This window comes from Faecalispora sporosphaeroides DSM 1294 (genome assembly GCA_000383295.1).
GTDB lineage: Bacteria > Bacillota > Clostridia > Oscillospirales > Acutalibacteraceae > Faecalispora > Faecalispora sporosphaeroides.
Genome location: KB911066.1, coordinates 229,377 through 241,557, shown reverse-complemented (window position 1 = coordinate 241,557; position 12,181 = coordinate 229,377). Strand labels below are relative to the sequence as shown.

At 54.6% G+C, this 12,181-nt stretch carries 11 protein-coding genes; all 11 read left to right on the top strand.

The features are described 5' to 3' along the window. Positions 1 to 3 precede the first annotated feature (3 nt). The 11 genes from G340_RS0101280 to G340_RS0101230 all read left to right on the top strand — a co-directional run bounded on the left by G340_RS0101280 (position 4) and on the right by G340_RS0101230 (position 12,013). Positions 4 to 1,038, top strand: a complete 1,035-nt coding sequence (locus G340_RS0101280; RefSeq protein WP_020071839.1) for a protein-glutamate methylesterase/protein-glutamine glutaminase — start codon at positions 4 to 6, stop codon at positions 1,036 to 1,038. Positions 1,039 to 1,145: 107 nt separating this feature from the next. Continuing rightward, positions 1,146 to 1,592: a hypothetical protein gene (locus tag G340_RS0101275; protein WP_020071838.1), complete on the top strand. Its 447-nt coding sequence runs from the start codon at positions 1,146 to 1,148 to the stop codon at positions 1,590 to 1,592. Between the two features lie 26 nt (positions 1,593 to 1,618). Further along, on the top strand, positions 1,619 to 2,974 hold the full coding sequence (locus G340_RS0101270) for an ABC transporter substrate-binding protein (RefSeq protein WP_020071837.1): 1,356 nt from the start codon (positions 1,619 to 1,621) through the stop codon (positions 2,972 to 2,974). 133 nt (positions 2,975 to 3,107) lie between these two features. After that, a complete protein-coding gene (locus G340_RS0101265) occupies positions 3,108 to 3,950 on the top strand; it encodes a carbohydrate ABC transporter permease (RefSeq protein WP_020071836.1) in 843 nt (280 codons plus the stop codon). Continuing rightward, positions 3,950 to 4,786: a carbohydrate ABC transporter permease gene (locus G340_RS0101260; RefSeq protein ID WP_020071835.1), complete on the top strand. Its 837-nt coding sequence runs from the start codon at positions 3,950 to 3,952 to the stop codon at positions 4,784 to 4,786. Before G340_RS0101265 ends, G340_RS0101260 begins: the two co-directional genes overlap by 1 nt. A gap of 36 nt (positions 4,787 to 4,822) precedes the next feature. Further along, entirely contained in the window at positions 4,823 to 5,869 is a 1,047-nt protein-coding gene (locus G340_RS0101255; protein ID WP_020071834.1) for a LacI family DNA-binding transcriptional regulator, read from the top strand. A 1-nt stretch (position 5,870) separates the two neighbouring features. Then, on the top strand, positions 5,871 to 7,373 hold the full coding sequence (malQ, locus tag G340_RS0101250) for a 4-alpha-glucanotransferase (RefSeq protein ID WP_020071833.1): 1,503 nt from the start codon (positions 5,871 to 5,873) through the stop codon (positions 7,371 to 7,373). Positions 7,374 to 7,490: 117 nt separating this feature from the next. Beyond that, positions 7,491 to 9,830, top strand: a complete 2,340-nt coding sequence (locus G340_RS0101245) for a glycogen/starch/alpha-glucan phosphorylase (RefSeq protein ID WP_020071832.1) — start codon at positions 7,491 to 7,493, stop codon at positions 9,828 to 9,830. 468 nt (positions 9,831 to 10,298) lie between these two features. Then, complete coding sequence (locus G340_RS17175; protein ID WP_020071831.1) at positions 10,299 to 10,859, top strand: hypothetical protein; 561 nt, start codon at positions 10,299 to 10,301, stop codon at positions 10,857 to 10,859. Positions 10,860 to 11,117: 258 nt separating this feature from the next. After that, positions 11,118 to 11,399 carry a hypothetical protein gene (locus G340_RS16225; protein ID WP_051092130.1) on the top strand — a complete coding sequence of 94 codons (282 nt, stop codon included), beginning with the start codon at positions 11,118 to 11,120 and terminating at the stop codon, positions 11,397 to 11,399. A gap of 191 nt (positions 11,400 to 11,590) precedes the next feature. Next, positions 11,591 to 12,013 (top strand): DUF523 domain-containing protein, encoded by a 423-nt coding sequence (locus G340_RS0101230; RefSeq protein ID WP_027103804.1) that lies wholly within the window; start codon positions 11,591 to 11,593, stop codon positions 12,011 to 12,013. Positions 12,014 to 12,181: the final 168 nt, after the last annotated feature.

Below are 12,181 nucleotides of genomic sequence, written 5' to 3'. Positions count from 1 at the left end.
CCTATGTCGCTCAATCGTATCATCAAGGTTCTGATTGTGGATGATTCGCTGTTTTTTCGGACGGCGCTGCAGAACGCCCTGCTGAAGGATCCGGGAATATCTGTGGTGGGTACCGCAGGCAGTGCGGCCGAAGCGGCGAAGAAGATTCAGGAGCTTTCGCCGGACGTCATTACCATGGACGTGGAAATGCCCGATATGAAGGGCACGGATTTTTTAAAAAAACTGATTCCCCGGCGGCCCGTACCGGTTGTGCTGGTCAGCTCGCTGGATCTCGGTATTTTTGATGCGCTCGACGCGGGCGCCGTCGACTTTATCCGCAAGCCCGCCGCAAGAACCGATTACAATATGTTTTTTACCGAGCTGACGACGAAAATCCGGATCGCCTCGACCGCAAGAGTCAAGGCGAAGGCTCCCTCCCCGCTGGATTCTCTGCCGACGCCCGCGCTCTCCCCCAATAACAAGGCAGAAAAAATCATCGCCATCGGCGCTTCTACCGGAGGAACCGAGGCGACGCTCGAAATCCTGAAAAAGCTGCCGGCAAATATTCCGGGCATTCTGGTCGTGCAGCATATGCCGCCCGGATTCACCAAAATGTACGCGGAGCGCCTCGACCGCCTTTGCAGCTTTTCTGTGGCGGAGGCCAGAGGCGGCGAACGCGTGGAGCCGGGCACGGCCTATATTGCGCCGGGCGATAAGCACATGACCCTCGCCAAAGATTCCAGAGGCTACTACATCAAATGCGCTGCGGGCGAAAAGGTCAGCGGGCATTGCCCGTCGGTGGATGTGCTGTTTCGTTCGGTCGCCGAAACGGCGGGCAAGGACGCCATGGGGGTCATCCTGACCGGGATGGGCAGCGATGGGGCCAAGGGCCTGCTCGAAATGAGAAAGCGGGGATCCTTCACAATCGGCCAGGACAAAGCGTCCTGTGTTGTTTACGGCATGCCGATGGTCGCGTTCGATATCGGCGCAGTGGTTCGTCAGGCACCGTGCCCCTCCATCGCGGGGATCATTATCCAGCATCTGAATCAGGCGAAATAAACGCGCCGGAATCGGCGTGAAGCAGAATAAAAGAACAGGGGACGGATTCTTTGAAGCGATCCCCAAAAGTGAGAGAAATAATTTGACCGGGCGGCCAGGAAGGCTTATTGTCTGCAAATGTGCGGGCGGCAAACCCTCGCGGCCGCTTTTTCACCGTGCCCTTGATTCACAGCGGCTCTAGCCCTCTTAACAAATTTCAAAGCGCATGGGCGACAAGCCGCCGGCACAGCCGGCGGCTTGTCGCCTTTTTGATTCTAGCCCCCAAAGGTGCGCTGCGGGCATTGCGGCTTAAACACCGTCTGATTTTCGAGCTGGTTGACGAGAGCGCAGTGCTTCGGTTGGGGGAGAACAGACCGAAAACAGCATTCCTTTTCCCCGCACCGAACAGGCGGAAGAAACCGGTATTCTCAGGGGCTGCCTGCGAATGGTCATGGCATGTTCGGGAGAAAAATAATAATAAATTTAAAATTACTATTGAAATCATACAAAGAATGTACTATACTAAAAACCGAAAGAGCCCGGTAACGTTTCCGGTAACGTTACTGGAATACTGAAGAGAATTTTGTTAGGAGGAAAAACGATGAAAAGGGTTTTAGCATTTTGCCTGGCGGCGGCGATGACGGCGTCTTTGGCCGCGTGCAGCAACAGCACCGGCGCAAGCCCCAGCAGCGCGGCCAGTACGGCTCCTCAGGGGGAACAAAGCATCTATTATCTGAACTTTAAGCCTGAGGTTGCTCCCGTTTACAAAGAGATCGCGAAAGCGTATAAAGAAGAAACCGGTGTTACCCTGAATGTGGTCACCGCGGCTTCCGGTACCTATGAGCAGACCCTAAAGTCCGAAATCGCCAAGGCGGACGCGCCGACGATCTTCCAGATCAACGGGCCGAGAGGCTACGCCAGCTGGAAGGATTACTGCGCGGATTTGAAAGACACCGAGCTGTACAAACACCTGACGGATAAGAGTCTGGCCATTACGGACGGCGACGGCGTGTACGGCGTCCCCTATGTGGTAGAGGGCTACGGTATCATCTATAATCAGGCCATCATGGACAAATATTTCAAGACCTCCGGCGCGAAGGCGGCCTCCATGGCAGAGATCAACAGCTTTGACAAGCTCAAGGCCGTTGTGGAAGACATGACGGCGAAGAAAGACGAACTCGGCATCAAGGGCGTGTTCTCTTCCACCTCTTTAAAGCCCGGTGAAGACTGGCGCTGGCAGACCCATCTGGCCAATGTACCGGTTTACTATGAGTTCAGAGACAACAAGGTTGATCTGACCAGCGACGCCACAAAGGAAATCAAGTTCCAGTATTCCGACAACTATAAGAATATCTTTGATCTGTATGTGAACAACTCCATTACGCCGAAGAATCTGCTCGGCACCAAGCAGGTCACCGACTCCATGTCGGAATTTGCTCTCGGCCAAACTGCGATGGTGCAGAACGGCAACTGGGCGTGGAGCCAGATCTCCGGGGTGCAGGGGAATACCGTAAAAGCGGAGGACGTCAAGTTCCTGCCCATCTATACCGGTATGCCCGGCGAAGAGAAGCAGGGCCTGTGCATCGGCACCGAGAACTTCTTCGCGATCAACAAAGAGGCCCCCGCCGAAAAGCAGAAGGCGGCCGAAGACTTTCTGTATTGGCTGTATTCCAGCAAGACGGGCAAGGATTTCGTTACCAACAAGCTGAACTTCATCGCTCCGTTCGACACTTTCACCGATTCCGAGAAGCCGGCGGACCCGCTGGCGAAGGAAGTGCTCAACTGGATGTCTAAGGACGGCATCAACACGGTTCCGTGGAATTTCACCGTGTTCCCCAGCCAGACCTTTAAGGATGATTTCGGCGCGGCTTTGCTGCAGTATTCGCAGGGCAGCAAATCCTGGGACGATGTGAAAAAGCTGGTTGTTTCCGAATGGAAGAGCGAAAGCGCCCAGTAATCATATCCCTGCGTTTTCATGAACGGGAGAGCCGCCCCGCGCCCTGCGGCGCGGGGCGGCCTATTTTGTCAGTGGACAATAGCCGGTGACGAGGCGCACACTCCGGGATTGCTTTGGAAGGGGAGAAGAAAGCATGCAGAAAACACTCAAAAAATATTTCGCCGTTTTTGCGCTGCCGACGGTTATCGCGTTTGTGATCGCCTTTTTGGTTCCGTTCTTCATGGGCGTGTATCTGTCGTTTGCCAAGTTCACCACCGTAACGAACGCCAAATGGGTGGGAACAGCCAATTACGTCCGCGCGTTTTCAGACTCGAATTTTTTGAACGCGCTGGGCTTTACAGCAAAATTTACCGTCGTGTCCGTCATCACCATCAACGTGCTGGCCTTCTTGCTGGCGCTGCTGCTCACGCGCGGCATCCGCGGCACCAATTTGTTCCGAACCGCGTTTTTTATGCCGAACCTCATCGGCGGCATTGTGCTCGGTTATATCTGGCAGCTGCTGATCAACGGCGTGCTGCTGAATTTCGGGGTTGACATTACGTTCGATGCAAGCTATGGTTTTTGGGGACTGGTTGTCCTGATGAACTGGCAGATGATCGGCTATATGATGATTATTTATATTGCGGGAATCCAGAACATTCCCGGCGACGTGATTGAGGCGGCGCAGATCGACGGGGCCACTCCCCGCCAGACGCTGCTCTATGTGACGATTCCTCTGGTGATGCCGTCCGTCACGATTTGTACTTTTTTAACGCTGACCAATTCGTTTAAGCTGTTCGACCAGAACTTTGCTCTCACCGGCGGCGCGCCGGCGCGGCAGAGCGCCATGCTGGCTCTGGATATTTTCAATTCCTTCTATGGCCGCATGGGGTATGAGGGCGTCGGTCAGGCCAAGGCGGTCGTGTTCTTCCTGCTGGTGGCGGGAATCGCTCTGGTGCAGCTGATGCTGACTCGCAGCAGGGAGGTGGAAAACTGATGGAGCATAGCGGGAAACGATTCAATACCATACTGTTTGTTTTTCTGTTGATTCTGTTTTTTCTGTTTTTGATCCCGATTCTTCTGGTGCTGGTAAATTCCTTCAAGGGGCAGCTCTTTATTTCCAACGCCCCGTTTGCACTGCCGGATGCCACCACCTTTTCCGGCATCGATAACTATGTAAATGGCGTGCAGAAGATTGATTTTTTCCGCGCGTTTGGATATTCTTTATTTATTACGGTTTTTTCCGTTGCGGCAATCATCCTCTTTACGTCCATGACGGCCTGGTATATTACCCGGGTAAAGAGTCCGGTGACCTCCGTCTTATACTATCTGTTTGTGTTCAGCATGGTGGTTCCGTTCCAGATGGTCATGTACACCATGGTCAAGGTCGCCAACGTTCTGCGGCTTGATAACCCCTTTGGCATCATCGTGATCTACCTGGGCTTTGGCGCCGGGCTGTCGGTTTTTATGTTCAGCGGCTTTATCAAGAGCGTGCCGGTCGATATTGAGGAATCCTCTGTCATTGACGGCTGTAGCCCGATTCAGACCTTCTTTCTCATCGTGTTTCCCATTCTGCGCCCCACGGCGATCACGGTGGCGATTCTGAACGCGATGTGGGTCTGGAACGACTTTCTGCTGCCGTACCTCGTCATCGGCACCAAGTTCCGCACCATCCCGATTGCGATTCAGTACCTGCAGGGCGGGTACGGCTCACGCGATATGGGCGCGCTGATGGCGATGCTGGTGCTCTCGATCATTCCGATCATCGTTTTCTACTTAACCTGCCAGAAGTATATCATCAAAGGCGTGCTGGCCGGCGCGGTGAAGGGATAACCCGGAATTCAAATTTTCACCCTGGGGGCGTTTTTATTGACTATTAAAGATATTGCACGGGAGTCCGGGTTTGCGGTCAGCACGGTGTCGCGAGCCCTCAATAATCATCCCGACGTCAGTGAGGAAACAAAGCGGAAGATTCAGGCGGTCATTGAGGCGCACCGCTTTGTTCCCAATCAGAACGCCCGCCAGCTTAAGCAAACGGCGACCAACAGCATCGCGATTCTGGTCAAGGGCATTTCAAACATGCTGTTCGCCCCGGTTCTGGAGCAGATGCAGGTGCTGATTGAAAAGGCCGGGTACACCGCGCAGGTGTGCTACCTGGATGAAGAGGACGATGAGGTCATTCAGGCGCAGCAGCTCATTCGCGAGAGCAAACCGCTCGGCCTGCTGTTCCTGGGCGGCAACCTGCAGAATTTTGTAGAGGGCTTCGGGCAGATTTCGCTGCCAAGCGTGCTGGTGTCGACCGCGGCGGATCGTCTGGGCTTTTCATATCTTTCCAGTGTCAGCACTGACGACACGGCCGCTGCGTCCCGCGCGGTGGAATACCTGATTCAGATGGGCCACCGGAACATCGGTGTGATCGGCGGCAACCGGCTCGATACCAACAGCATCAGCTATCTGCGGTATCTGGGCTGCCGGCAAACCTTTGAGCGGTACGGCATTTTGTTCCCGGAGGAGCGGCGGTACCAGAAAGCCCGCTTCTCTTACGGGGAGGGCTACCACGCCATGGAACGCCTGCTGCAAAGCTCCCCGGAGATCACCGCGGTATTCGCCATGAGCGACGTGATGGCGATCGGCGCGTGCCGGTACCTGCTTGACCGCGGCATCCGCATCCCGCAGGATATCTCCGTGATGGGCTTCGACGGAATCGAGCTTGCGCGGTATTATAACCCGAAGCTCGCCACCATCGAGCAGTCCAAATCGAAAATGGCGGAGCGTGGAGTTCAAATATTAATTGATTGCATTGAAAATCAGTCGGAAGCAGTTCATGAGTTGGCGGATTTCTGCCTGAGGGAGGGGGAAAGCGTCCGCCGCGTGGGGGCAGCTTTCCCGGCCTGCGGTACGGCTGAGGGGGAATAAAATGAAAAAGCAAAAACCTATGAAGCGCGGGGCCGGGGTGCTTTTGCCGGTCACGAGCCTTCCGTCCCCCTATGGGATTGGCACCTTCGGGCAGGCGGCGTATGATTTTGTGGATTTTCTGGCTCAGGCCGGCCAGCGCTGGTGGCAGGTGCTGCCGCTGGGGCCGACCAGCTACGGCGACAGCCCGTACCAGAGCTTTTCGGCGTTCGCGGGGAATCCGTACCTGATCGACCTCGATGTTCTGCGGGAGCAGGGACTTTTGACCGCCGAAGAGCTGGAGCGGGCCGACTGCGGGCAGAATCCCACAGATGTGGATTACGCCGCGCTGTACGAAAAGCGATTTGCGGTGCTGCGCCGTGCCTTTGCGCGCAGCAGGCACCGGAAAACGGTGGATTATTTGCTGTTCTGCGGCGAAAATTCGGAATGGCTGGAGGAATACGCGCTGTACATGTCCCTGAAAACCAAATTCGGCGGCAGGGAATGGTTGGCCTGGCCGGAGGAGCTTCGCCTGCGCGAGCCGGAAGCACTGCGGGTCTGCCGCGAGCGCAGCACGGAGGAAATGGATTTCTGGAAGTTCTGTCAGTTTGAGTTTTTTCGCCAGTGGTTCCGCCTGAAGGACTATGCCAACGACAGGGGAATCGAGATCATCGGCGACATCCCCATTTATGTCGCGCTCGACAGTGCGGATGTGTGGTCGCAGGGCGAGCAGTTCCAGCTCGACGAACAGCGCAGACCCACGCTGGTGGCGGGCGTTCCGCCGGATTTGTTTTCCGAAACCGGCCAGCTGTGGGGCAACCCGCTGTATGACTGGAATTTTATGGAGCGCGACGGGTTTGCCTGGTGGAAGCGGCGCATGCGTTTTTCGGCGTGCCTGTACGACATCATCCGCATCGATCATTTCGTCGGCATCGCACATTACTACTCCATCCCTGCAGAGGAGACCACCGCCATGAGCGGCTGGTGGAATCCCGGCCCGGGCTGCCCGCTGATTGAAGCCATCGCAGAGGTGATGGGAAATAAGCGCGTGATCGCGGAGAACCTCGGCGTTGTGATTCCAGAGGTGGATCGGCTGCTCAAAATCAGCGGCTACCCCGGCATGAAGCTGATGCAGTTTGCCTTTGACGGCGACGAAACCAATTCCAACCTGCCGTTCCATTTCGACCGCAATCTGGTCGTGTACGGCGGTACGCACGACAACGAGACTTTGGTCGGCTTTTTTGCGCACCAAAAGCGGAAGCACGTGCGCTTTGCAAGAGAATATTTGAATGTGAGAACAAGCCGTGAGGTTCCCGCGGCACTCATCCGCGCGGGGTATGCCAGCGTTGCGAATACCGTGATTTTTCAAATGCAGGATTTGCTGGGGCTGGATAATTCCGCCCGGATCAACACGCCCTCCACACTGGGGCAAAATTGGCGCTGGCGGCTGGCTCCCGGCCAAATACCGCCGGAGCTTGCGGGGAATCTGCGCCGCATGATGAGGCTGTACGGAAGACACGGCACTTAAAGAAGCTGTGGGTTCCTTTTCCCCGCCGCGGGCGGGAAAAAGGATGATTTGGATGGGACGGTTTTCAGTGAACTTTATTTTAGAAAGCGGATTCGCGATACGCAGGAGGAAAAGCGCATGAATCAGTTTGAACAGCAGATCGATCGGTATTTGGAATACGACTACGGCGTAACGGCACGGGAGGCGTCGGTGGAGCAGCTGTATAACGCGGTGTCCAAGGCGGCGATGAAGTCGCTGTCCTTTTCGCAGAACTCCGGAAAAATGGCCTGCTATTTTTCGGCGGAATTCCTGCTCGGCCGGCTGATTTACAGCAATCTGCTGAATCTGGGGCTGCTGGAGCGGTGCCGCGCATACCTGAGCCGCAATGGCTTTGACCCCGGCGTGTTTGAAAGCATTGAAGACGACGCCCTCGGCAACGGCGGCCTCGGCAGGCTCGCCGCCTGTTTTTTGGATTCGGCGGCCACGCACGGCATTCCGCTGCACGGGTTTGGCATCCGCTACAAATACGGCCTGTTCCGCCAGTATTTTGAAAAGGGCTTTCAGAAGGAAACCGCCGACGACTGGCAGAAGGCCGGCGACCCGTGGGGAATCCGGCGGGAGGGCGAAGCCGTTGCGGTTACGTTTGCCGACCAGACCGTACGCGCCGTACCCTACGATATGCCGGTGATCGGCTGGGGCGGGCATACCGTCAACCGGCTGCGCCTGTGGCAGGCAGAGCCGCTTTCTGCGTTTGATTTCGAGCGGTTCAACCTGCAAAAATACGATGAAGCGGTCGAGGAGCGGGTGCGCGCCGAAGAAATCACGGCGGTGCTCTACCCGAACGACGATACTCCCGTCGGGAAGCGCCTGCGGCTCAAGCAGCAGTATTTCTTCTGCAGCGCGTCCCTGCAAAGCCTGATGAAAGAGTTCCTCGGCCGCCGCGGCGAGGATTTTTCCCGCTTTGCCGAGGATTACGCGATTCAGCTCAACGATACCCACCCGGTCGTCGCGATCCCAGAGCTTTTGCGCCTTCTGATGGAGGAGCACCAGCTTTCGTTTGAGCAGGCGTTCCCGATTGTACGCGACACCTTTGCGTATACCAACCATACCATCATGGCCGAAGCGCTGGAAAAATGGGATGTTTCCCTGTTCCTTTCCGTCGCACCGCAGGTGTACCCGTATGTGGTTATGCTGCAAAACAGCCTGAGCCGCGAAATCAAGTCGCGCAATGTGCCGCAGCAGGACAGAGCGGCCCTGCAGATCATCAGCGGCGGCCAGCTTCACATGGCGCGCCTCGCGGTGTACGCCTCTCACGCGACCAACGGCGTGGCGAAAATTCACAGTGAGCTGCTGAAAAGCGCGGTATTGCCCGAGTGGTACCGCATGTACCCTGAGCGCTTCCAGAATAAGACGAACGGCATCACCCAGCGCCGCTGGCTGGCCCTGTGCAACCGGGAGCTTGCCGCGTTCATCACCGAGCGCATCGGCGACGGGTGGATCACCGATTTAAATCAGCTCGAGCGCCTCACACCATACCTGAACGACCCGGCGTCGCTCGCGCAGTTCCGGGCGATCAAGCGGCAGAAAAAGAAGGAGCTGTGCAATCATGTCCGCATTCATGAATACGGCTATGAACTGAATCCCGATTTTATCTTCGATGTGCAGATCAAGCGCCTGCACGAATACAAGCGCCAGCTTTTAAACGCATTTTCCATTCTGGATATTTACCTTGCCTTCAAGGATGGCACACTGACCGATTTTACACCCACCGCGTTCCTGTTCGGGGCCAAGGCCGCCCCCGGTTACCAACGCGCCAAGGGGATTATCAAATTTATCAACGAGATCGCCCACATGGTCGATGCCGACCCCGGGGTGCGCGACAAAATTCAGGTGCTGTTTGTGCAGAACTACAACGTGTCCTATGCCGAAAAGCTGATTCCGGCGGCGGATGTCTCCGAGCAGATTTCCACCGCGGGCACCGAGGCCAGCGGCACCGGCAACATGAAGCTGATGCTCAACGGCGCGGTCACGCTCGGCACGCTGGACGGCGCGAACATCGAAATCGTGGAGCAGGCCGGGGCGGAGAACAACTATAGCTTCGGCGCGACGGTGGAAGAGATCGCGCAGATTTCGGACACCTACGACCCGAAAGCGCTGTATGAATCGAACCCGCGCATCCGCCGCGTGGTGGATGCCCTGATCGACGGCACACTCGACGACGGCGGCACCGGGTTGTTCCGCGAACTGTACGATTCGCTGCTCAAGGGCGCTTCGTGGCACCGCCCCGACCAGTATTACCTGCTGCGCGATTTTGAGTCCTACTGCGACGCCAAGCTGCGCGCGAACCGCGATTACCGCAACGCGGAGCAGTTCTCGCGCAAGTGCCTCACGAACACCGCGCATGCCGGGCAGTTTTCCAGCGACCGCACGGTGCGCGAGTACGCGCAAGAGATTTGGGGGATTCCGGTTTCCCGGTAATAAACGAATGAAACCAAGAGCGCGTGCCGGTGCGGACGTCAAATCCAAAAGCTTCGGGGAGCATCCCGATGGTGCAGCCGGAAAACAGATGAATTATAAAAGACGGGCAATCGACGTAAAGCCGATTGTCCGTCTTTTTTCGTTGTGACGGGCAGGGCAAAACCGTGACGCGCTCAATCCATTTTCAAAGACCCCCAAAATCAGGCGGTGGAATTCCATGCGCGTTCAAAGACGTCGGCCACATTATCAACCGGCGATCATGTGAATGAGCAGCCTGGTTTGTTCGCAATTTGATCTGTCAATATTTTCATAAAAGAATAAATATCTTGCAAGTAATTTGAAATATTGATAAAATATGCGTATATCTAATTAACATAATCAGCGCTGTCTCGGGCCGTCTTTGCCCGGTTTCGCATTGCCGCAGAGACTTTGGCGCCAACGGTTACATTTATGATAAGGGGTTTTTTCATGAAAATGAATGTCAGTGTAAAGGCGGGCCTGTCTTTCGGGGCTCTTATGGGTTTGTTTTTTGCCTTGCTGTTCGGAATCACAAACGGCCAGAAAGAGGGAATATCCGCGCTGGTGCCGGGGATACTGTTAAGCTTGGCCGGGGGGCTTCTTTCGGGTGTTTTATTCGGCCTGTTTATGGACATTTTTGTGATGATACAGACAAAGAAATTTGAACCGCTACGCAGCCAAATGGCAGCGGAATATCGGGTTGTTTTTGAGAGTGGGGCAAACCATTTTATAAACAAAGAGAGCGTCGGCGGCTGGCTTTTTTTAACGTCCGAATCCCTGTTTTTTAAATCGCATCAATTCAACATTCAAAATCACGAACTGTCGATTCCAATGAATGCCATAAAATCTGTCGCCCCTTGCAAGCTTCTTGCCTTTCAAACAGGGCTGAAAATCGAAAAGACAGATGGCAAATGGGAAAAGTTCGTAGTAAATGATACGAAAGAATGGGCAGCAAAGATAAATGAATTGCTTGTAAAGCATGAGCAAAAAGAGTATTCCATGCGTACATAGTACCAACGGCTCAATACTTTCCCAAAAGCGATATGTTGCGCACTGATTTTTTTCGCCTGCGGCAAGCTGGTCTGTCTGGGCGAAGAGTGAAACATGAATAAATCATAGCAGAACGGCCGTGAACTTCTTTCACGGCCGTTCTGCTATGTCCCATATTGAACATAACGCTATCTGCCCATGATGCGGTATAATGGAGAAAATGAGGAAAATGTCATTTCCGATATTCTTAAAAAATCAAAAAACCAATCATGGAAAGGAATGAGAAAAAGGATTGTCCGCAGTGTTCGTCAAGATCAATATGAGCAGGTATGCAGTAACTTGAATCGGCGGGGGAAATCAGGTGCGTTTGACGCAAGCTATGCGGTGACGATACCGGTGGAGGACTGCGAGTATTTGCTTCGGCTTGAGCCCTGCAAGAAACGCAAGCTCGAAGCGTTGCAGGCGGTACAGGTTTGCCGGGATGGGAAAGAGCGGCGCTTCAAACTGATTACGGATAACCTGCCGCGGTCTGCTCTGCTGGAATTATTTCTGTTTCGGTAATAGAAAACGATTGCTGAATCAAACCTCAAAGAGTGATGAATAAAGTGGTTCATCATTACTCCTTCATTTTTCTGAATGAATAGCGTCTGGCGGTAGAAATCCGCCGCGGCGCGTGGTATGATGGGACAATATAACGCGGGGGTTCCAAAGCATTGCTTCGGAACCCCGCGAAAGAAAAAGGGGGCCTTTTTGTGACGGTACTGGTCAGCGCGTGCCTGCTCGGCGAAAACTGTAAATACAACGGCGGCAATAATCATCATCCATGTGTCGCCGCGTTTTTGGCGGATAAAGAAATCATTCCCGTCTGTCCTGAAATATTGGCCGGTTTGGGCGCTCCGCGCAATCCCGCGGAAATCCGAAACGGAAAGGTCGTGGATTGCCTGGGAAATGATGTGGATCAAAAGTTTCGGGAGGGGGTTCGTCTGGCGCTAGAAAAAATTGGGAGCGTACCGGTCGATCTGGCGATTTTGCAGCCGAGAAGCCCCACCTGCGGCGTTCGGCAGATCTATGACGGCAGCTTTTCCGGCAGATTGATTCCCGGTCAGGGCCTGTTTGCCATGGCCCTGCTCGATATGGGCATAAAAGTAATGGACGCCGACGAATTTTCAGAATAAAAGCACCTCCTGCCGCAGCTCAATTCCACAACAGGAGGTCTTTTTTCACTGTCCGTTTTTTAGGGTATTGCCCAATCATAGCCGGTTCATAGCTGGGGGATTTTTGTGTTTTTGAGAAAGATGCAGGGTTTGTCGAATGATTTCACCGGCTTTTTATTTGGAATCACA

Coding starts and splice junctions, on each gene's coding strand:
- G340_RS0101280 (WP_020071839.1), top strand. CDS start 4: ATGTCGCTCAATCGTATCATCAAGGTTCTGATTGTGGATGATTCGCTG.
- G340_RS0101270 (WP_020071837.1), top strand. CDS start 1,619: ATGAAAAGGGTTTTAGCATTTTGCCTGGCGGCGGCGATGACGGCGTCT.
- G340_RS0101265 (WP_020071836.1), top strand. CDS start 3,108: ATGCAGAAAACACTCAAAAAATATTTCGCCGTTTTTGCGCTGCCGACG.
- G340_RS0101260 (WP_020071835.1), top strand. CDS start 3,950: ATGGAGCATAGCGGGAAACGATTCAATACCATACTGTTTGTTTTTCTG.
- malQ (WP_020071833.1), top strand. CDS start 5,871: ATGAAAAAGCAAAAACCTATGAAGCGCGGGGCCGGGGTGCTTTTGCCG.
- G340_RS0101245 (WP_020071832.1), top strand. CDS start 7,491: ATGAATCAGTTTGAACAGCAGATCGATCGGTATTTGGAATACGACTAC.
- G340_RS17175 (WP_020071831.1), top strand. CDS start 10,299: ATGAAAATGAATGTCAGTGTAAAGGCGGGCCTGTCTTTCGGGGCTCTT.
- G340_RS16225 (WP_051092130.1), top strand. CDS start 11,118: ATGAGAAAAAGGATTGTCCGCAGTGTTCGTCAAGATCAATATGAGCAG.